Below are 19,863 nucleotides of genomic sequence, written 5' to 3'. Positions count from 1 at the left end.
GATCTTCAGCGTGGTCAAGGGCCAGCGCAGCCTTCGGCAGCGGCTACAGGTGGTACGTCCGCGCGCTACAACACCACCCGCAAACACTGCCCCGCGTGGTACAGCGAGAACCCTGTCTCGTAGAACCCGGTGCGCAGCGCCGGGCGCGTCACCGGCTTGTCCAGCGAGAACGGCAGCGGCAGCCCCGCCGGGTCGTCGCTCAGCAGGTAGTCTGCCAGCGCCTTGCCCACCACCGTGCCAGTGGTGTTGCCGCGGCCGTTGTAGCCGGTCACCGAAACCACGCCGGGCGCCGGTTCGAACAGGCGCATCAGGTGGTCAGGGGTGAAATCGATGATGCCGGTCCAGTGCATCTCCCAATCCACCTTGCCCAAGGCCGGGAAGTAATGGCCCTGGATGCGGTCGGCCCAGCGCCGCACGAACCAGGCGGGCTTGTTGTCGACCCTGCCCATGCTGCCCAGCAACAGGCGGCCATCGGCATCGCGACGGATGCTGCTGAGCACCGTGCGAGTGTCCCACGAGCCCTGGCCGTGAGGCAGCACCGCATCAGCCGCTGCGCCCACCAGCGGCTTCGATGCCACCTGGTAATAATAGCCACGGAAGTAGCGGCGCTTGAGGTCGGTCCAGTCGCCCTCGGTGTAGGCGCCCGTGGAGATCACCACCTTGGCGGCGCTGACCTCCCCCTTGGCAGTCTTCACCAGCCAGCCATCGCCCTGGCGTTGCAGCTGCTCCACCGGCGAATGTTCGTGAATGGCGCCACCCAGGCGCTTCACCGCGGCCGCCAGGCCTTGGGTGTAAGCCATGGGGTTGATGGTGCCCGCGCGGCGGTCCAGCAGCGCAGCGGCGATTTTCGTGGTGCCGCAGTATGCTTCGCAGCGCGCGCCGGTCAGCAATTCCACGTCGGCACCGCGGCGGCGCCACTGCTCGTTGCGGCTTTCCAGGTCAGCCACGCCGGTGGCGTTGTGGGCCATGTGCAGGGTGCCGGCGTTGCGCGCCTGGCAGTCGATGCCCAGGCGCTCGATCATGGCGAACACCGCAGCCGGCGCTTCACCCAGCACCTTGTTCAAGCGGCTGCCCTGCTCGCGGCCCAGGGTGGCTTCGACGTCGTCGGGGCGTATCCAGGTGCCGGCGTTGACCAGCCCCACGTTGCGGCCCGAGCCGCCATGGCCGACCTGATGCGCCTCAAGCAGCACCACCCGCTGGCCTTGCTCCAGCAAGGCGATGGCGGCGTTGAGCCCGGTAATGCCGCCGCCAATCACACAGACATCGGCCTTGGCCGAGCCCGCCAGGGCCGCGGTGGCGGCTGCTGGCGGAGTAAGGTGTTCCCAAAGACATTCCTGACGCAATTGAGTCATGACGCGAACCCGGTCAAATCAAAGGAAAGGGGCCACGGGGGCCGGACTCAATCGAACACGATGCCCTGGGCCAGCGGCAGTTCGCGCGAGTAGTTCACCGTGTTGGTCTGGCGGCGCATGTAGGCTTTCCAGGCATCGGAGCCCGATTCGCGACCACCGCCGGTTTCCTTCTCGCCGCCAAACGCCCCGCCAATTTCCGCGCCGCTGGTGCCGATGTTGACGTTGGCGATGCCGCAGTCGCTGCCCGAGGCGCTCTGGAAGCGCTCGGCTTCGCGCAGGTCGGTGGTGAAGATGCACGACGACAGGCCTTGCGGCACTTCGTTGTTGAGGCGCAGCGCCTCTTCGAAATCGTCATACGCCAGCACGTACAGGATCGGCGCGAAGGTCTCGTGGCGCACCACCTCGCTCTGGCCTGGCATTTCGGCAATGGCCGGGCTTACGTAGTAGGCGTTAGGGTATTGCTGCGCCAGTTGGCGCTCGCCGCCGAACACCTGGCCGCCTTCGTCGCGGGCCTTGGCCAGCGCGCCCTGCATAGCGTCGAACGAGGCCTTGTCGATCAGCGGGCCGACCAGGTTGTCCTTGCGCGGGTCGCCGATGCGCACCTTGGCGTAGGCGGCTTTCACCCGCGCCACCACTTCATCCTTGATGGAGGAGTGCACGATCACCCGGCGCAGGGTGGTGCAGCGCTGGCCTGCGGTGCCCACGGCAGAGAAGAGGATGCCACGCACGGCCAGGTCGAGGTCGGCGCTGGGGGCCAGGATCATGGCGTTGTTGCCGCCCAGTTCGAGAATGCTGCGGCCAAAGCGGGCGGCCACGCGCGGGCCCACTTCCCGGCCCATGCGGGTGCTGCCGGTGGCGCTGACCAGCGGCACGCGCGGGTCGTCCACCAGGGCCTCGCCGGCGTCGCGGTCGCCGATCACCAGTTGGCACAGGCCCGCAGGCGCTTCGCCGAACTGCTTCAGGGCTTTTTCGAACAGGGCCTGGCAGGCCAGCGCGGTAAGCGGGGTTTTTTCCGACGGTTTCCAGATCACCGAGTTGCCAGCCACCAGCGCCAGCGCGGTGTTCCACGACCACACCGCCACCGGGAAGTTGAAGGCGCTGATCACGCCGACCACGCCCAGCGGGTGCCAGGTTTCACGCATGTGGTGGCCAGGGCGCTCGGAAGCGATGGTCAGGCCGTACAGCTGGCGCGACAGGCCCACGGCGAAGTCGCAGATGTCGATCATCTCCTGCACTTCGCCCAGGCCTTCCTGGGTGATCTTGCCGGCTTCGATGGACACCAGCTCACCAAGCTGGGCCTTGTGCTGGCGCAGCACTTCGCCGAACAGGCGCACCAACTCACCGCGGCGCGGCGCCGGCACGTTGCGCCAGGCCAGGAAAGCCTGTTGCGCGACGTCGATCTTGGCCAGCACCTGGGTTTTGTCTTCCAGGGTCACCGAGGCGATCTGGCTGCCATCGATGGGGGTGTGAACGGGATGGTTGCCGTGGGTGTAGGCACTGGCCGCGACGCCGAGGCTCTGAAGCAGTCCATCAACCATTTTCTTCTCCTGCATGCGATGAGTTGTTGAAATCAAGCGATGGGATCAGTATTAATCCGAATAGTGATACGCAACAAACGACCTTTATTCAGCACATCATTCCTCCAGGGCATGATGTTTCTCCTGTTTGCCCGCCGAGATCGACATGTCCAAACGCCTGGTGCCCTCGATGGCCGCCCTGCAGTGCTTCGAAGCCGCCGCCCGCCACCTGAGTTTTACTCGCGCCGCCGAGGAATTGCACCTCACCCAGAGCGCGGTGAGCAAACAGGTGGCCCAGCTGGAAGAGATGCTGCGCCACCACCTGTTCCTGCGCATCCGCCGGCGCCTGCAACTGACCCCGGCCGGCAGCCTGTACCTGGCTGAGGTGAACAAGATCCTGGTGCAGGTGGACATGTCCAGCCGCTACATCCTCTCCTACGGCCAGGAAACCGAAGTGTTGACCGTGGCCACCCAGCCCAGCTTCGGCGTGGGCTGGCTGATCCCGCACCTGAAGGGCTTCGGCAAGCGCCACCCCAACATCCACCTGGACATCCGCAACGAACTGGAGCCCTTCAACCTGCTGCAGGCCAAGGCCGACGTGGTATTTTTCTTCGGCCAGGGCACCTGGCCGGGCGCCACCTGCATGGAGCTGTTCACCGAAGAAGTGGTACCGGTGTGCGCCCCGGACCTGCTGGGCGGTCGCGAGTTGGCCAGCGCCGAGGAGCTGTCGCAACAGGTGCTGCTGCAAAGCACCTCGCGGCCCGAGACCTGGCACGAATGGTTCCTGGAACAGGGCCTGCACTCGGCCAACAGCTACCACGGCCCGCGCTTCGACACCTTCTACATGTGCATCAGCGCGGCGTTGTCGGGCTGCGGCGTGGCGCTGGTGCCGCGCTACCTGGTGGAACGCGACCTGGCCGAAGGCAAACTGGTGGTGCCGTGGCAACACGCGATGCGCAGCAACGGTGCGTATTTCCTGGCGTACCAGGAACATGCGGCGGAAGTGCCGAAGGTGCGGGCGTTGGTGGATTGGGTCACTGACCAGTTGGCCTAGCCCTACGACGCAGCCTACGGCAGCTGCTACGGGGGCGCGCAGCCCACCGATAGCGATGCAGGCAAAGCGGTTCCTGTAGCAGCGGCCCCAGGCCGCGTCCGGCCTTGCACGAATTCGAGGAATGAAACACCGACTTTTTTTCGCTTGCAGCCCCTGGTCATTCCCCGCTTTCATAGGCCCAGCTCATTCACTCGGAGTTTCGCCATGCCCAGCTTCGTCAGCCCCGACCAGATCCGCGCCCGGTTCTCGCGGGCCATGTCCGCCATGTACAAGCAGGAGGTGCCGCTCTACGGGGCGCTGCTGGACCTGGTAGGCGAGGTCAACCAGGCCGTCATGGCCCAGCAGCCGGAGGTCGCCGAGGCGTTGCAATGGACCGGCGAAATCCAGCGCCTGGACATGGAGCGCCACGGCGCCATCCGCGTGGGCACCGCTGCGGAGCTGGCCACCATCGGCCGCCTGTTCGCGGTCATGGGCATGCAGCCCGTGGGCTATTACGACCTGACGCCCGCCGGTGTGCCGGTGCATTCCACCGCCTTCCGCGCAGTGCACGAGCAGGCCCTGCAGGTCAGCCCGTTCCGCGTGTTCACCTCGCTGCTGCGCCTTGAGCTGATCGACAACCTGCCCCTGCGCGAACTGGCCCAGGGCCTGCTGGCGCAACGGCAGATCTTCACCCCGCGCGCGCTGCAACTGATTGACCAATGCGAACGCGACGGCGGCCTCGATGAAACGGACGCCGAGGCCTTCGTCACTCAGGCTCTGGAAACCTTCCGCTGGCACCATAGCGCCACCGTCAGCAGCGCGCAGTACCAGCAACTACACGACCAGCACCGGCTGATCGCCGACGTGGTGGCCTTCAAGGGCCCGCACATCAACCACCTGACCCCGCGCACCCTGGACATCGACGCCGTGCAGGCGGCGATGCCTGGCAAGGGCATCACCCCCAAGGCCGTGATCGAAGGCCCGCCCACCCGCCGTCACCCTATCCTGCTGCGCCAGACCAGCTTCAAGGCCCTGCAGGAAAGCATCACCTTCACCGACCAGCACGGCACCCGTGGCAGCCACACCGCGCGCTTCGGCGAGATCGAACAGCGCGGCGCAGCGCTGACGCCCAAGGGGCGAGCGCTGTACGACCGTTTATTGAACAATTCCCGCGAGGCGCTGGCAGGCTTCCCCAGCGAAGGCAACGCCGAAGAGTACATGCGCCAGCTGGGCGAACATTTCGCCGAGTTTCCGGATGATATGCGGCAGATGCGCGAGCAGGACCTGGCCTACTTCCGCTACTTCGCCACCGAGCAAGGCCTGGCGGCACGCGACCAGGCTGGCCGCCCCACCAGCCTGCAAGGGCTGATCGACGCCGGCCACGTGCACTTCGAGCCGTTGGTGTACGAGGACTTCCTGCCCGTCAGCGCCGCCGGGATCTTCCAATCCAACCTCGGCGACGCGGCCCAGAGCAATTATGCCGGCGGCTCGACCCAGGACAGCTTCCACCAGGCCTTGGGCCGGCCAGTGCTCGACGAGCTGGAGCTGTACGCCCAGAGCCAACGCCGCTCACTACAACAGTGTGCGGCGCAGCTGGGGTTGGCGAGCCTGGCCTGAAGCTTAGCGGCCGACGCGGAAGCGGTTCACTTCCTGGCGCAAGTCGGCGGCCAGGGTTTCCAGCTCGCGGGCAGTGATGGCCAGGTTGGAGACCACTTCGCGCTGTTCGCTGTTGGCGAGGGCGATGCTCTGCAGGTTGCTGCTGAGCAAGGTGGCGGTGCTGCTCTGTTCCTGGGTGGCCGTGGTGATGGCGGCGAACTGCTCGCCCGCCGAGCGGCTCTGCTCATCAATGTGCGACAGCGCCGCGGCGACCTTGGCGTTGCGCGACAAGCCTTCTTCCATCAGTTCCTTGCCCTGCTCCATGGTGCTGATGGCATTGCCGGTCTCGTGCTGGATGCTACCGATCATGGCCGAGATTTCATCGGTGGCCTGGCGTGTGCGCGAGGCCAGGCTGCGCACCTCGTCGGCGACCACGGCAAAGCCGCGGCCCTGCTCGCCAGCGCGCGCCGCTTCAATGGCGGCGTTCAGCGCCAGCAGGTTGGTCTGCTCGGCGATCGAGGTAATCACCCCGACAATGCCGCCGATTTCCTGGGAACGCTGGCCCAGGGTGTTGATGACGGTGGCGGTGCTGTTCAGCGCGCCGGCGATCTGCTCCAGCGACGACGACGCCTCGGTCATCGAGCTGCGGCCGATGCGCGTCTGCTCGGCGTTCTGCTGGGCCATGCGCTGGGTGTTGCCCATGTTGTCGGCGATGTTCAGCGACGTGGCGCTGAACTCTTCCACCGCGCCGGCCATGCTGCTGATCTCGCCGGACTGCTGCTCCATGCCCTCGTAGGCGCCAGTGGACATGCCCGACAGCGCCTGGGCGCGGCCACTGACCTCGTGGGCGGCGTTGCGGATGTGCGTCACCATGGTGGCCAGGGCTTCGCCCATGTGGTTGAAGCTGCGCGCCAGCTGGCCGATTTCATCGTTGCTGGCCACGTTCAGGCGCGCGTCCAGGTCGCCAGCGCCCAGCGCTTCGGCCTGGCGCACCAGGTCACCCAGCGGCTTGAGCTTGCTGCGCAGCAGCCACATGGACACGCCCACCGCCAGCAGCATGGCCAACAGGCTGCCGATGGCCAGGCGAATGCCCACGCTCCAGGTCACCGCGCGGATCTCGGCCTTGGGCATGGTCGCCAGCACGCTCCAGGGGCCGCCATCAAAGCGCACGGCCACGCTGTAGAAGTCTTCGTTGGTGTCGCTCCAGAAGTCACCCTGGCCCGGGTGCTTGATGAAGTCGTCGAGAATGTCGGTGGCCTTGGCCAGGCCCTGCACGCCGGCGGGCGCCACCAGCCACTTGCTGTTTTCGTCCAGCAGCGCCAGGGAACCGGTGTGGCCGATGCGGAAGCGGCGCAGGTTGTCGAACTGGGCGTTCTGCGCGTCGGTGTAGTCGAAGCCGACGAACAGCACGGCGATGACCCGGCCGTTGCGGTCGCTGACCGGGGTGTACTGGGTCATGTAGTAGCGGTCGAACAGCAACGCGCGGCCCACGTAGTTCTGGCCGGCCAGCAGGCGTGTGTACGCCGGGTGCTGGTGGTCGAGCAGGGTGCCGATGGCGCGGCTGCCGTCCTGCTTGGTCAGCGAAGTGCTGACGCGCACGAAGTCGTCGCCCTTGCGCACGAACACGGTGGCCACGCCGGCGGTCATCTGGCGGAAGTCGTCCACTTCGCGGAAGTCGTTGTTCAGCGCCTTGCCGTTGAGTAGCAGCGCCGGGGTGGCGACGCCGGCCACGGTGATGGGCGCGTCGCTGTCCAGGGTCAGGCCGCTGGCGAAGCGCTTCTCGAACAGCCCGCTGAGGCGCTGGGTGCTGTCGCGCAGGGTGCCGTGGAACGTGCTGAGCTGGTCGGCCAGCAGGCGCGCCTCGCTGGCCAGGTGCTGCTCGCGGGTGGCGAGGTTGGCGCTGTCCAGTGAGCGCAGGGCAAAGACAGTACTGCCGGTAATGACGACAGCGAGAATGGCCGCAAGGGCGATACCGAGTTGCGAGGCAATCCGGGCACGGGGTTGAGACATGATGGCTCCTGACCGCAGGGCACACCCGAGATGCTCGGGGCCAGGCGGCGTAGTGTTCGATTCGGTTTTAAACGGACCTTTCTGGATGAGGTCCTGCACCCTGTAGATTCGGCTGCGACGGCCAATACTTGAGTGCTTGGGCAGGTTATTCGCAAACGTTAAACTGATGGCATTTTAAAGGCTTTTCGCCACCTAGCGCAGAATTTCGACCACCGGCAGTTCCATGGCCTGCACCTCGGCCTGCAGGAAATCACTCAGGCGTTTGAGACGCTCGCCACCCGGGCGGGTCTTGGGCCACACCAGGTAATAATTCAGCCCGCTGCCCACGGCGGTCGGCCACGGCAGGCTCAAGCGGCCCTGGGCGACGTCCTCCGCCACCATCAGCAGGTCGCCGATGGACACGCCGTAGCCGCGCGCCGCGGCAATCATTCCCAGCTCCAGGGTATCGAAGGCCTGGCCGCCCTTGAGCGAGATGCGCTCGGCCAGGCCCATGCGCTCCAGCCAGTCGCGCCAGTCGCGGCGGTCCGGCGTGGGGTGCAACAGCTCCACCGCCGCCAGTTGCTCCACGGTCCACGGCTGGTCGCTGATCAAGGCCGGCGAACCCACCGGGATCAGCAGTTCGGGGAACAGGTAGGTCGCCTGCCAGTCGGGCGGGAAGTTGCCGTCGCCCAGCAGCACCGCGCAGTCGAACGGCTCGTGGTTGAAGTCCACGTGGTCCACGTCCATCCAGGCGCTGGTGAGCTGCACCTCGTTGCCGGCCTGCAGGTGGCGGAAGCGGCTGAGCCGCGCCAGCAGCCAGCGCATGGTCAGGGTGGAAGGCGCCTTCATGCGCAGCACGTCGTCTTCGCTCTGCAGCGTGGCGCAGGCGCGCTCCAGGGCGGCGAAGCCCTCGCGCACGCCGGGCAGCAGCAGGCGCGCCGACTCGCTGAGCTGCAGGTTGCGGCCGTTGCGCTGGAACAGCCGGCAGGAAAAGTGCTCTTCAAGGGTACGAATGTGCCGGCTGACCGCGCTCTGGGTAATCGATAACTCATCCGCCGCACGCGTGAACGAGCTATGGCGGGCGGCGGCCTCGAAGGCACGCAGGGCATACAGAGGCGGCAGGCGACGGGACATGAGGGCAATTCCTGGAAAAATCACGGGCGCTGGCAAACGACGTTGCTCGAATGAGTAAAACTCATGCCAGGCATCGTTTTTATCCTTTTGTGCCAAAGTCGACAAGCGCCCAGAATTGCCGCTCTCCTGCTACCTGTGAAACGAGCCTGCCCATGCCTTCCGCCATCCGTATCGAACTCGGTGCCCTGCTACGCCTGGCGGGGCCGCTGATTGCCTCGCAACTGGCGCACATGCTGATGGTGCTCACCGACACCCTGATGATGGCCCGCCTCGGCCCGCAAGCCTTGGCCGGCGGTAGCCTGGGCGCGGTGAGCTACACCTTCGTGTCGATTTTCTGCATTGGCGTGATCGCCGCCGTGGGCACCCTGGCGTCCATCCGCCAGGGTGCTGGCGACGTGCCCGGGGTGACGCGCCTGGCCCAGGCCGGGCTATGGCTGGCATGGGCCATGGCCCTGGCGGGGGCGTTGGTGATGTGGAACCTGGGCCCGGTGCTGCTGATGCTGGGCCAGACCCCGGAAAACGTCGACGGCGCGCGCCAGTTCCTGTTGCTGCTGCCCTTCGCCCTGCCCGGCTACCTGAGCTTCATGGCCCTGCGCGGCTTCACCAGCGCCCTGGGCCGCGCCGGCCCGGTGATGATGATCAGCCTGGTGGCCGTGGTGGCCAACTTCGGCCTCAACTACGCACTGATAGAAGGCCTGTTCGGCCTGCCGAAGCTGGGCCTGACCGGTATCGGCCTGGTCACGGCAATCGTCGCCACCGGCATGGCTGCGGCACTGGCGCTGTACATCCGCCTGCATTCGGCCTACCAGCCCTACCCGCTGCGCCAGGGCCTGGCGCGCCCGCACCTGGCGGCGTTGCGGGAACTATGGCGGCTGGGCCTGCCAATTGGCGGCACCTATTCGGTGGAAGTCGGGCTGTTCGCCTTCGCGGCGTTGTGCATGGGCACCATGGGCAGCACGCAACTGGCGGCCCACCAGATTGCCCTGCAGATCGTCTCGGTGGCGTTCATGGTGCCGGCCGGCCTGTCCTATGCGGTGACCATGCGCGTGGGCCAGCACTATGGCGCCGGCAACCTGCACGCCGTGCGCCTGGCCGGGCGCGTAGGCATCGGTTTCGGCGCCCTGGCCATGCTCGGCTTCGCCCTGCTGTTCTGGGTGGCGCCACAGCCGCTGGTTGAGCTGTTCCTGGACCGCGACAACCCGGGCTTCACCGGGGTGATCCAGCTGGCCGTGGTGCTGTTGGGCATCGCCGCCTGGTTCGAACTGTTCGACGGCGTGCAGACCATCGCCATGGGTGCCATTCGCGGCCTGAAGGACGCCAAGGTGACCTTCCTGGTCGGCCTGGGCTGTTACTGGCTGATTGGCGCGCCCGCGGCGTGGTTGCTGGCGTTCCCGCTGGGCTGGGGGCCGCAGGGGGTATGGTGGGGTCTGGCGCTGGGGCTGGCCTGCTCGGCCACCAGCCTGACGCTGGCGTTCGAGTGGCGCGTGCGGCGGCTCAAGGCCGCCGCCGCGCTCAGCCCTGCACCGCGCGCTGGGACAGCCCAAACATCAGGTACTCCTGAAGCTCGGGCAGGGGCAGAGGCTTGCTGATCAGGTAACCCTGCACCTGGTCGCAGCCAAAGCTGCGCAGCAGGGCCAGTTGCTCGGGCGTCTCGACGCCCTCGGCCACCACTTCCAGGCTCAGGTTGTGCGCCAGGTTGATCATGGCGTGCACCAGCTTGCGGTTCTCCTCGCGCTGCTCCATGCCGCCGACGAAGCTCTTGTCCACCTTCAGCAGGGCGATGGGTAGGCTGTTGAGGTGCACGAACGACGAAAAGCCGGTGCCGAAGTCGTCCAGCGAGAAACGCACGCCCAGGCGGCCCAGCGCGTCCATGGTCTGCTTGACCAGGTCGTTGCGGCGCATCACCGCGGTTTCGGTCAGTTCGAACTCCAGCCAGCGCGCATCGATGCCACGGTCGGCGATCAGCCGGCCCAGGGTGGCCAGCAGCTGGCTGTCCTGGAACTGCCGGAACGACAGGTTCACCGCCATGTGCAGCTCCGGCAGGCCGGCTTCGCGCAGCGCCTGCATGTCGCGCAGCGCGCGGGAAATCACCCAGTAGCCCAACGGCACGATCAGCCCGCTCTGCTCGGCCAGCGGCACGAACTCGCTGGGCGGCAACAGCCCGCGCTCGGCGTGGCGCCAGCGCACCAGCGCCTCCAGGCCGACGATGGCGCCGCTTTGCAGGTCCAGGCGCGGCTGGTAGTGCAGTTCCAGTTCGTCACGGCGCAGGGCGCGGCGCAACTCGCTTTCCAGGTCGGCGAGGCTGCGGGCGTTGCGGTTGATGCGCTCGTTGAAGACATGGAAGGTGCAGCCCTGGGTGCTCTTGGCCTGCTGCATGGCGATGTGCGCGTGCCACATCAGCGGGTCGGCGCCGGCCTGGGCGCGGGCGTGGGCGATGCCCAGGCTGCAGCCAATCAGCAGGCTTTCGCCATCTACCCAATAGGGCTCGGCCAGGGCCTCGACGATGTTCTCGGCCAGCCGCTCGGCGCGCTCGGCGTCGCGGCGGGTGTCGATCAACAAGGCGAACTCATCGCTGCCCAGGCGTGCCAGCTGGTCGCCGGCGTCCAGTTGGCTGCGCAGGCGTGCCACCACCTGCAGGATCAGGCGGTCGCCGGCCTGGTGGCCAAGGGCGTCGTTGGCGTGGCGGAAGTTGTCCAGGTCCAGGTGCCCCAGGGCCAGGCCGCGGCCCTCGAATTCAGCCAGGCGCGCGTTGAGCAGGGTCTGGAAGCCCTGGCGGTTGGCGATGCCGGTCAGTGGGTCCTGCTCGGCCAGGCGCTGCAGCGTGCCTTCCAGCACCCCGCGCTCGCGCACGTGGCGCAGGCAGCGGCGTAGCGCATCGACGCTCAGTGTGTCGCGTACCAACCAGTCGCTGGCGCCCAGGGGCGGCTGCGCCGGCTCCTGTTCCAGCAGCAACACCACCGGCAGGCTGCAACGCCCCGGCACCGGTTGCAGCTGCGGGGTCGCCAGCACCACGGCGGTGCGGTCGGTCTGGAACACCTCGCCCAGCGCCTCGAACGACTGCGCCACCACCAGCATGGCGGCGGCGCCAAGCGGTGCCAGGCACTCGCGCAACGACGCCGCCCAGGCTGGGTCGTTGGCCAGAAGCAACAGGCGCACAGGTTCGACGGGCGTAGACAAGCGGGCTCCTCAGGAAAATCCACTGGCAAATACGGCAGGAAAAAGGACTGCATCGCAGGACGCGACAACCCCGGGATGGCGACGGCAGCCATCCCTGACCGCTATTTTCGACTATCTGCGGTAAAATTGTTACGTATCCTGCGGCAAAGTATCAAAAGCGGCAAATTTAGATAGAGGGATGCGTCACAGTGTCGGATGGTCGCGGCATTATTCCTCGACCCTGTTAAAATGCCCGGCCATTTTCGCTAGCGACCCTAATTTCGCATGTCCCGACTCAACCCCCGGCAGCAAGAAGCCGTGAACTACGTCGGCGGCCCTCTTCTGGTGCTCGCCGGTGCCGGCTCCGGCAAGACCAGCGTGATCACCCGCAAGATCGCCCATTTGGTGCAGAACTGCGGCATCCGCGCCCAATACATCGTCGCCATGACCTTCACCAACAAGGCCGCGCGCGAGATGAAGGAGCGCGTGGGCACCCTGCTGCGCGGCGGCGAAGGCCGCGGCCTGACCGTGTCCACCTTCCACAACCTGGGCCTGAACATCATCCGCAAGGAGCATGCGCGCCTGGGCTACAAGCCTGGTTTCTCGATCTTTGACGAAACAGACGTCAAGGCATTGATGACCGACATCATGCAAAAGGAATACTCGGGCGACGACGGCGTGGACGAGATCAAGAACATGATCGGCGCCTGGAAGAACGACTTGATCCTGCCGCCCGAGGCGCTGGAAAACGCCCGCAACCCCAAGGAACAGACCGCAGCCATCGTCTACACCCACTACCAGCGCACGCTCAAGGCGTTCAACGCGGTGGACTTCGACGACCTGATCCTGCTGCCGGTCAAGCTGTTCCAGGAACACGCCGACATCCTGGAAAAGTGGCAGAACCGCGTGCGCTACCTGCTGGTGGACGAATACCAGGACACCAACGCCAGCCAGTACCTGCTGGTGAAACTGCTGATCGGCACCCGCTGCCAGTTCACCGTGGTGGGCGATGACGACCAGTCGATCTACGCCTGGCGCGGCGCGCGCCCGGAAAACCTGATGCTGCTCAAGGACGACTACCCGTCGTTGAAAGTGGTGATGCTGGAGCAGAACTACCGCTCCACCAGCCGCATCCTGCGCTGCGCCAACGTGCTGATCGCCAACAACCCGCACGCCTTCGAGAAGCAACTGTGGAGCGAAATGGGCCACGGCGACGAGATTCGCGTGCTGCGCTGCAAGAACGAGGACGCCGAGGCCGAGCGCGTGGCCATGGAAATTCTCACCCTGCACCTGCGCACCGACCGCCCCTACAGTGACTTCGCCATCCTGTACCGCGGCAACTACCAGGCCAAGCTGATCGAGCTGAAGCTGCAGCACCACCAGGTGCCCTACCGCCTCAACGGCGGCAACAGTTTCTTCGGGCGCCAGGAAGTGAAGGACCTGATGGCCTACTTCCGCCTGATCGTGAACCCGGACGACGACAACGCCTTCCTGCGGGTAATCAACGTGCCGCGCCGCGAGATCGGCTCCACCACCCTGGAGAAGCTCGGCAACTACGCCACCGAGCGCAAGATTTCCATGTACCAGGCCACCGACGAGCTGGGCCTGACCGAGCACCTTGACGCGCGCTTCACCGACCGCCTGTCGCGCTTCAAGCGCTACATGGACAAGGTGCGCGAGAACTGCGCCGGCGAGGACCCGATCGCCGCCCTGCGCAGCATGATCATGGACATCGACTACGAAACCTGGATTCGCACCAACAGTTCCAGCGACAAGGCCGCCGACTACCGCATGAGCAACGTGTGGTTCCTGGTGGAGGCCCTGAAGAACACCCTGGAAAAAGACGAAGAAGGCGGCATGACCATCGAGGAAGCCATCGGTAAACTGGTGCTTCGCGATATGCTTGAACGTCAGCAGGAAGAGGAAGACGGTGCCGAGGGCGTGCAGATGATGACCCTGCATGCCTCCAAGGGCCTGGAATTCCCCTACGTGTTCATCATGGGCATGGAAGAGGAAATCCTTCCGCACCGCTCCAGCATCGAGGCCGACACCATCGAGGAAGAGCGCCGCCTGGCCTACGTGGGTATCACCCGCGCACGCCAGACCCTGGCGTTCACCTTCGCGGCCAAGCGCAAGCAGTACGGCGAAATCATCGATTGTGCGCCCAGCCGTTTTCTCGATGAATTGCCGCCGGATGATCTCGCCTGGGAAGGCAATGATGACACCCCCACGGAAGTCAAAGCCGTAAGAGGCAACAATGCATTGGCCGATATTCGCGCCATGCTCAAACGCTGATTCAACACCGCCTCGGCCCCGTAGCCGGGGCCAATACGTATATTGAGGAACTGCCGTGGAAGCACTGCACAAGAAAATTCGCGAAGAAGGCATCGTGCTTTCCGATCAGGTACTGAAGGTCGACGCCTTCCTGAACCACCAGATCGACCCGGTCCTGATGCAGCAGATCGGCGACGAGTTCGCCCGCCTGTTCGCGGACTCCGGCGTGACCAAGATCGTCACCATCGAAGCCTCGGGCATTGCCCCGGCGGTGATGACCGGCCTGAAACTGGGCGTGCCGGTGATTTTCGCGCGCAAGCACCAGTCGCTGACCCTGACCGAGAACCTGTTGTCGGCCACCGTCTACTCGTTCACCAAGCAGACCGAGAGCACCGTGGCCATCTCGCCGCGCCACCTCAACAGCAGCGACCGCGTGCTGGTGATCGATGACTTCCTGGCCAACGGCAAGGCGTCCCAGGCGCTGATTTCGATCATCAAGCAGGCCGGCGCCAGCGTTGCCGGCCTGGGTATCGTCATCGAGAAGTCGTTCCAGGGCGGCCGCGCCGAACTGGACGCCCAGGGTTACCACGTGGAATCCCTGGCGCGCGTCAAATCGTTGAAAGATGGCGTGGTTACGTTCATCGAGTAACGGCTGACGCAGCCTTCGGCAGCTGCTACGGGTCTTCGTAGCAGCGGCCAAAGGCCGCGTCCCGCTACCCCCGCAGGTAGCTCAGGGGCTCCGGCTGCACCGTGGCCTGCAACCCCGCCAGCAGCAAGCGCTGCAACAAGTCCTCCCGCAAGCCCTCTGGCTGCGCCAGCTGCATGCGCATCAGGTGCACGGGGAAGCTCGACGCCGGTGGCGCGTCCAGCGCCGCCTTGCCCAGGTCCAGCAGCTCGGTGAGTTTGAACTTGCTCTTGAGCCAGTTCAGCGCCCGCAGCAGGTCCCGTTCCTCAACCGTGAAATCACATCCCAATGGATATTCGGGGAACAGCTTCGCGTGCTTGTCTGCCAGGCTTTTCAGCCGTTCGGGTGTGTTGTCGGTAAAGCGTGGGTGCAGGCGGAAATCCTTGGGCAGCTTGCCGGCCACCTGCGCCTGCTCGATCAGCGAGGTCTGGAAGCGTGAGTCGGTGATGGTCAGCATGGCCTCGATCACCTGGGCATCGGTGCGGCCGCGCAGGTCGGCGATGCCGTACTCGGTCACCACGATATCGCGCAGGTGCCGGGGGATGGTGCAGTGGCCGTACTCCCAGAGAATGTTGGAGCCGACCTCGCCCCCGGCCTCGCGCCAGCTGCGCAGCACCAGGATCGAACGCGCGTCGTGCAGCGCATGGCCCTGCACCACGAAGTTGTATTGCCCGCCCACGCCGCTGAGCACGCGGCCGTCTTCCAACTGGTCGGAGACCGCCGCGCCCAGCAGGGTCGCGGTAAACGCGGTGTTGATGAAACGTGCGTCGCGCCGTTGCAGGCGCTTGAGCGCTTCCTGGCCATACAGCTCGTTGATGTAGCTGATGGCGGTCATGTTGAAACCGTTCAGGGTTTCCAGGGGCAGTTCGCGCAGGCGCTGGTAGAAACTGCGCGGGCCCAGGAAGAAACCGCCGTGGATGCTGACACCCGGCGGCTCGGCACCGTTCAGGCTGCCATTATTGGCCAACGCCTGGGTAGCGACGTCGGCGTACACCTTGCGCCGCACGATGCCGGCCTCCGCCAGCACCAGCAGGCCATTGACGAACATTTCGCTGCAGCCGTACAGGCCCTCGGCAAACGGCGCCAGCCCGCCTTCGCGCTCGATCAGCGGCTGCCAGGGGGCCAGGTCCATATCTTCCAGCAAGGCCCGATAGCCGGCGTTGTCGGCCTGGCGCGCCAGCAACGCGGCGGTCAGCGCATCGCCCATGGAGCCGATGCCGATCTGCAACGTGCCGCCGTCGCGCACCAGGGTGCTGGCGTGCAGGCCAATGAAGTGGTCCTGCAACCCTACCGGCATGTTCGGCGTGGAAAACAGCGTGGTGGCGTCGGCTTCGTCGATCATCAGGTCGAACAGGCTGCGGTCCACCTCGGCGTCGCCGGCCATGAACGGCAGCTCGGCATGCACCTGGCCGAGCATCAGGATCGTCTCGCCGGCCTCGCGCCGCTTGGCCAGCATCGGTAGCAGGTCCAGGGTGATATCCGGGTTGCAGCTCAGGCTCAGCTTCGCCGGCTGGTAAGGGGCCTGGGCCACCAGTTGCGCCACCAGGTTCAGGCCCTGGGCGTTGATGTCACGGGCGGCGTGGCTGTAGTTGCTGCTGACGTAGGATTGCTGCGCCACATGGCTGTGCAGCAGGTTGCCCGGCTGCATGAAGAACTGCTCGACACGAATGTTGGGGGGCAGCTTGTCGGCGTGCAGGTCGGCGAGATAGTCCAGCTCGGGGTAATCGCCGTAGACCCGCTCCACGAAGGGCTCGAGGAAGCGCTTCTGCAGGCCATCGCCCAGCTTGGGGCGGCCCAGGCTCAGGGCGGTGTAGATGGTCAGGCGCCGCTCGGGCAACTGGCGAATGCGCGCGTACAGCGCGTTGACGAACTTGTTGGGCTTGCCCAGCCCCAGCGGCAGGCCCATGTGAATATGCGCCGGCAGCCTTGCCAGCACCTCATCCACGGCACGATCGATCGAACAGACTTGCGTCATCGGCACCTCCGCTTGCGCTCAATTGCACCCTGATGCTCCAGAGGGCCATTCAGATGGTCAGCGGAACAGCTCCGCATGGCTACCCAGATCGACAGACAAAACGAGGTCGGGTTCGGGCAACGAATAAATCAAAAGAAAGTCGCCCCCAATATGGCATTCCCTGAACCCTTTCCACTCCCCCACAAGATCATGATCCCTATAAATCGGCGGTAACGGCTCGCCCATGAAAAGCAGTGTCATGACCCGACATACTTCGTTCATGCCACGGCGACCCGCACGGTTATAGCGCTCCCAGGACTTCCTGAACTCCGGCGTTTGCGAACACCGTTTAGGCCTTTTTGCCCGTTTTTCCTTTTTTTGGAACATCGCCATCCGTATCACCGAGCATTTCGTCTATCGAGTTGAAATGCCGATGGATCTCCCGTGCCTGCTGCATGGCGCGCGCGGTTTTTTCCGACGGCACTCTTACCTCAAAAGGCAGACCTTGACTCGCCACAACCTGACGGAGGAACAGGCGCATTGCATCACTCAAGCTTAGCCCGCAGGACTTCAGCACCTCGGTGGCGCTGATTTTCAAATCCTCTTCAATGCGGCACCGCACATCAGTGGTCTTCAGTATCGCGGCCATGTTGATCACCTCTCCGCCAAAATGTAGCTACATTGTTCCCACGCGGGACATTATCGGTTCTGCCTCACGGTGGCACAACACAAGAGATGTTTCCAAACAAAACGCACCCGTTGCCGCTGCGGCTCCGGTGTGGTGGTGGGCATGGGAAAGGCGCGTCAGAGCCCGGACATTTTCTTGATGGCGCCTTTCAGCTCGTCGTCGGTGCAGTCGGAGCACGTGCCCTTGGGCGGCATGGAGTTGATGCCGGTGATGGCCTTGGCCAGCAGGCCGTCGACGCCGCCCTGTTCCTTGGCGCGCTTGCCCCAGTCGGCGCCGTCGCCGATTTTTGGCGAACCGAGCAGGCCGGTGCCGTGGCAGGCGTTGCAGTGCTTGGCGATGACGTCGTCGGGGGATTTCGCGGCGCCGCCGGCGGCCACGGCGGTCACGGCCATGCCGGGGCACTCCTTGCCCTGCACGCAGACCTGGCCAACGGGCTCCAGGCGCTTGGCGATGTCGTCGGTGGTGGTTGCCTGGGCAGTCAGGGCCCAGAGGGCCAGTGCGGTTGCTGGTGCGGCCAGCATCTTGTTGATTTTGAAGTTCACGCCTACACCCTCATGGTGGCTAATCGCGCCCGCGGCCACGGTTTCGCAGGCAGCGTCCAGTATAGCGACAAAGCCTGCCGCCCCGGAACAACCTTATTGTTCTCATGGGTATTGCCGTGGCGCGCAGGCCACGGCTCCCTGAACATTGAGTGTAGCGCTGTAATCGACGGTCAGAAGTTCGCCGGGGTGGCGGCGCTGATCAGCCGGGCGGGCTCGTCGTAGGGGTTGCGGAAACGGTGCGGCTTGGTGCTTTCGAAGTAGTAGCTGTCGCCCGCCTCGAGAATGAAGGTCTCCGCGCCCACCACCAGCTCCAGCTTGCCCTCGAGCAGGATGCCGGTCTCTTCGCCTTCGTGGGTGAGCATCTCTTCGCCGGTGTCGGCGCCCGGCGGGTAGATCTCGTTAAGGAAGGCGATGGCCCGGCTCGGGTGCGCCTTGCCCACCAGCTTCATCGTCACGGCACCGTCGGAGATGTCGATCAGCTCATTGGCCTTGTAGACGATCTGGGTCGGGTTTTCGGGCTGCAGCTCTTCGGAGAAGAATTCCACCATGGACATGGGAATGCCCCCCAGCACTTTGCGCAGGGAGCTGATCGAGGGGCTGACGCTGTTCTTCTCGATCATCGAAATGGTGCTGTTGGTGACGCCCGCACGCTTGGCGAGTTCACGCTGGGACAGACCTTTGAGTTTGCGAATGGCTTGCAGTCGTTCACCGACGTCCAATGCTGGTGCCTCCAGGGGGTATTCACGGTCAGGGGTGTTGTTATGAACGTTATCATGGCAACAGCGTTCAGTATTTACAACACTTGTACCCCACCCGGCCTACGCCCTGGCGACTTGCGGCCCTGCGCAACCAGGCGTCAGCCCCCGGAATAGACCAGTGGCACCCGGCGCAGGTTGCAGAAGATCTGGTACGGGATGGTCTCGGCGCAGGCGGCCACTTCACTGGCCAGGATGTGCTTACCCCACAGCTCCACGGGGCTGCCCAGCTCGGCTTCGGGCACGTCGGTGAGGTCGATGCACAGCATGTCCATGGACACCCGGCCCAGCAGGCGGCTGCGTTTGCCGGCCACCAGCACCGGCGTGCCGGTGCCCGCGTGGCGTGGGTAACCGTCGGCATAACCGAGGGCGACGACGCCGATGCGCATGGGTTTGTCGGTGATGAACCTGGCGCCGTAGCCAATTGGCTCGCCGGCGGGCAGTTCGCGCACGCAGATGACCTTGGACTCCAGGGTCATCACCGGCTGCAGGCGCGCGGCTTCGGCCTGGGGCGCTTCGAACGGCGTGGCACCGTACAGCATGATGCCTGGGCGCACCCAGTCGCCGGGCACCTGGGGCAGGCCCAGCAGGGCCGGCGAGTTGCGCAGGCTGGTTTCCGCCGCCAGGCCCTGGCGCGCGGCTTCGAACACTGCCACCTGGTCAGCGCTGCTGGGGCAGTCCAGCTCATCGGCGCGGGCGAAGTGGCTCATCAGCACGATTTTCGCCACTTTGCCGCTGGCCAGCAGGCGCTGGTAGGCGCCCGCATAATCCTTGGGATGCAGGCCGACCCGGTGCATGCCCGAGTCCAGCTTCAGCCACACCACGATGGGCTTGCTCAACTGCGCCTGCTCGATGGCTTCCAGCTGCCACAGCGAATGCACCACGCACCAGAAGTTGTGCTCCACCACCAGCTGCAGCTCATCCGCCTCGAAGATGCCTTCCAGCAGCAACACCGGCGCCTGGATGCCGCCGGCGCGCAGTTCCAGGGCCTCCTCGATGCAGGCCACGGCAAAGCCGTCGGCCTCGCGCTCCAGGGCCTGGGCGCAGCGCACGGCGCCATGGCCATAGGCATCGGCCTTGATCACGGCCAGGGCCTTGGCCCCGTTGGCGAGTTCACGGGCCAGGCGGTAGTTGTGACGCAGGGCGTCGAGGTCGATCAGGGCACGGGCAGGACGCATGACGGCTGTC

Annotated in this window: 16 protein-coding genes; 5 read left to right on the top strand and 11 right to left on the bottom strand. The window is 65.4% G+C overall.

The annotated features are described in order from the left end of the window. Window positions 1-65: 65 nt before the first annotated feature. Complete coding sequence (locus tag RAM80_RS18195; protein ID WP_416421853.1) at window positions 66-1,352, bottom strand: NAD(P)/FAD-dependent oxidoreductase; 1,287 nt, start codon at window positions 1,350-1,352, stop codon at window positions 66-68. Window positions 1,353-1,399: 47 nt separating this feature from the next. Beyond that, the gene (locus RAM80_RS18190) at window positions 1,400-2,890 is read right to left on the bottom strand and encodes an aldehyde dehydrogenase family protein (RefSeq protein WP_416421852.1); all 1,491 of its coding nucleotides are present in this window, start codon (window positions 2,888-2,890) and stop codon (window positions 1,400-1,402) included. A 145-nt stretch (window positions 2,891-3,035) separates the two neighbouring features. Here RAM80_RS18190 and gcvA point away from each other — a divergent pair, with 145 nt between their 5' ends. Together gcvA and RAM80_RS18180 are read left to right on the top strand one after the other, a co-directional pair. Beyond that, on the top strand, window positions 3,036-3,923 hold the full coding sequence (gene gcvA / locus RAM80_RS18185; RefSeq protein WP_416421851.1) for a transcriptional regulator GcvA: 888 nt from the start codon (window positions 3,036-3,038) through the stop codon (window positions 3,921-3,923). 204 nt (window positions 3,924-4,127) lie between these two features. Next, window positions 4,128-5,519 carry a VOC family protein gene (locus RAM80_RS18180; protein ID WP_416421850.1) on the top strand — a complete coding sequence of 464 codons (1,392 nt, stop codon included), beginning with the start codon at window positions 4,128-4,130 and terminating at the stop codon, window positions 5,517-5,519. A 3-nt stretch (window positions 5,520-5,522) separates the two neighbouring features. Here the strand turns inward: RAM80_RS18180 and RAM80_RS18175 are convergent, their stop codons facing one another. Together RAM80_RS18175 and RAM80_RS18170 are read right to left on the bottom strand one after the other, a co-directional pair. Continuing rightward, a complete protein-coding gene (locus RAM80_RS18175; RefSeq protein ID WP_416421849.1) occupies window positions 5,523-7,508 on the bottom strand; it encodes a methyl-accepting chemotaxis protein in 1,986 nt (661 codons plus the stop codon). Between the two features lie 192 nt (window positions 7,509-7,700). Next, complete coding sequence (locus RAM80_RS18170) at window positions 7,701-8,621, bottom strand: LysR substrate-binding domain-containing protein (protein WP_416421848.1); 921 nt, start codon at window positions 8,619-8,621, stop codon at window positions 7,701-7,703. A gap of 152 nt (window positions 8,622-8,773) precedes the next feature. Here RAM80_RS18170 and RAM80_RS18165 point away from each other — a divergent pair, with 152 nt between their 5' ends. Further along, window positions 8,774-10,210: a NorM family multidrug efflux MATE transporter gene (locus RAM80_RS18165; protein ID WP_416421847.1), complete on the top strand. Its 1,437-nt coding sequence runs from the start codon at window positions 8,774-8,776 to the stop codon at window positions 10,208-10,210. Here RAM80_RS18165 and RAM80_RS18160 read toward each other — a convergent pair. Next, a complete protein-coding gene (locus tag RAM80_RS18160; RefSeq protein WP_416421846.1) occupies window positions 10,134-11,798 on the bottom strand; it encodes a putative bifunctional diguanylate cyclase/phosphodiesterase in 1,665 nt (554 codons plus the stop codon). The two genes, RAM80_RS18165 and RAM80_RS18160, sit on opposite strands and share 77 nt — an antisense overlap. Before the next feature lie 264 nt (window positions 11,799-12,062). Between RAM80_RS18160 and rep the strand changes: the two genes are divergently transcribed. Beyond that, window positions 12,063-14,072, top strand: a complete 2,010-nt coding sequence (rep, locus tag RAM80_RS18155) for a DNA helicase Rep (RefSeq protein WP_416421845.1) — start codon at window positions 12,063-12,065, stop codon at window positions 14,070-14,072. A gap of 55 nt (window positions 14,073-14,127) precedes the next feature. Then, the gene (locus tag RAM80_RS18150; RefSeq protein WP_416421844.1) at window positions 14,128-14,700 is read left to right on the top strand and encodes a xanthine phosphoribosyltransferase; all 573 of its coding nucleotides are present in this window, start codon (window positions 14,128-14,130) and stop codon (window positions 14,698-14,700) included. Window positions 14,701-14,764: 64 nt separating this feature from the next. Here the strand turns inward: RAM80_RS18150 and RAM80_RS18145 are convergent, their stop codons facing one another. The 6 genes from RAM80_RS18145 to alr all read right to left on the bottom strand — a co-directional run bounded on the left by RAM80_RS18145 (window position 14,765) and on the right by alr (window position 19,853). Continuing rightward, window positions 14,765-16,711: an acetyl-CoA hydrolase/transferase C-terminal domain-containing protein gene (locus tag RAM80_RS18145; RefSeq protein ID WP_416421843.1), complete on the bottom strand. Its 1,947-nt coding sequence runs from the start codon at window positions 16,709-16,711 to the stop codon at window positions 14,765-14,767. A gap of 57 nt (window positions 16,712-16,768) precedes the next feature. Continuing rightward, window positions 16,769-17,077: a type II toxin-antitoxin system YafQ family toxin gene (locus RAM80_RS18140; protein WP_416427515.1), complete on the bottom strand. Its 309-nt coding sequence runs from the start codon at window positions 17,075-17,077 to the stop codon at window positions 16,769-16,771. Beyond that, window positions 17,040-17,339 carry a type II toxin-antitoxin system RelB/DinJ family antitoxin gene (locus RAM80_RS18135; protein ID WP_416421842.1) on the bottom strand — a complete coding sequence of 100 codons (300 nt, stop codon included), beginning with the start codon at window positions 17,337-17,339 and terminating at the stop codon, window positions 17,040-17,042. The genes RAM80_RS18140 and RAM80_RS18135 overlap by 38 nt, the downstream gene beginning before the upstream one ends. Before the next feature lie 155 nt (window positions 17,340-17,494). Then, window positions 17,495-17,899 carry a c-type cytochrome gene (locus RAM80_RS18130; protein ID WP_416427514.1) on the bottom strand — a complete coding sequence of 135 codons (405 nt, stop codon included), beginning with the start codon at window positions 17,897-17,899 and terminating at the stop codon, window positions 17,495-17,497. 191 nt (window positions 17,900-18,090) lie between these two features. After that, the gene (locus RAM80_RS18125) at window positions 18,091-18,639 is read right to left on the bottom strand and encodes a cupin domain-containing protein (protein ID WP_027980762.1); all 549 of its coding nucleotides are present in this window, start codon (window positions 18,637-18,639) and stop codon (window positions 18,091-18,093) included. A gap of 137 nt (window positions 18,640-18,776) precedes the next feature. Beyond that, complete coding sequence (alr, locus tag RAM80_RS18120; RefSeq protein ID WP_416421841.1) at window positions 18,777-19,853, bottom strand: alanine racemase; 1,077 nt, start codon at window positions 19,851-19,853, stop codon at window positions 18,777-18,779. Window positions 19,854-19,863: the final 10 nt, after the last annotated feature.

The organism is Pseudomonas sp. App30, from assembly GCF_047947025.1.
Taxonomy (GTDB): Bacteria; Pseudomonadota; Gammaproteobacteria; order Pseudomonadales; family Pseudomonadaceae; genus Aquipseudomonas.
This window is presented reverse-complemented; position numbering and strand designations above follow the sequence as displayed.

Bases quoted from the DNA above. Each gene is read 5' to 3' on its own strand.
- RAM80_RS18190 (WP_416421852.1), bottom strand. From the start codon at position 2,890: ATGGTTGATGGACTGCTTCAGAGCCTCGGCGTCGCGGCCAGTGCCTAC.
- RAM80_RS18130 (WP_416427514.1), bottom strand. From the start codon at position 17,899: ATGCTGGCCGCACCAGCAACCGCACTGGCCCTCTGGGCCCTGACTGCC.
- RAM80_RS18145 (WP_416421843.1), bottom strand. From the start codon at position 16,711: ATGACGCAAGTCTGTTCGATCGATCGTGCCGTGGATGAGGTGCTGGCA.
- RAM80_RS18180 (WP_416421850.1), top strand. From the start codon at position 4,128: ATGCCCAGCTTCGTCAGCCCCGACCAGATCCGCGCCCGGTTCTCGCGG.
- RAM80_RS18195 (WP_416421853.1), bottom strand. From the start codon at position 1,352: ATGACTCAATTGCGTCAGGAATGTCTTTGGGAACACCTTACTCCGCCA.
- RAM80_RS18140 (WP_416427515.1), bottom strand. From the start codon at position 17,077: ATGTTCCAAAAAAAGGAAAAACGGGCAAAAAGGCCTAAACGGTGTTCG.
- RAM80_RS18135 (WP_416421842.1), bottom strand. From the start codon at position 17,339: ATGGCCGCGATACTGAAGACCACTGATGTGCGGTGCCGCATTGAAGAG.
- gcvA (WP_416421851.1), top strand. From the start codon at position 3,036: ATGTCCAAACGCCTGGTGCCCTCGATGGCCGCCCTGCAGTGCTTCGAA.
- rep (WP_416421845.1), top strand. From the start codon at position 12,063: ATGTCCCGACTCAACCCCCGGCAGCAAGAAGCCGTGAACTACGTCGGC.
- RAM80_RS18170 (WP_416421848.1), bottom strand. From the start codon at position 8,621: ATGTCCCGTCGCCTGCCGCCTCTGTATGCCCTGCGTGCCTTCGAGGCC.
- alr (WP_416421841.1), bottom strand. From the start codon at position 19,853: ATGCGTCCTGCCCGTGCCCTGATCGACCTCGACGCCCTGCGTCACAAC.
- RAM80_RS18175 (WP_416421849.1), bottom strand. From the start codon at position 7,508: ATGTCTCAACCCCGTGCCCGGATTGCCTCGCAACTCGGTATCGCCCTT.
- RAM80_RS18165 (WP_416421847.1), top strand. From the start codon at position 8,774: ATGCCTTCCGCCATCCGTATCGAACTCGGTGCCCTGCTACGCCTGGCG.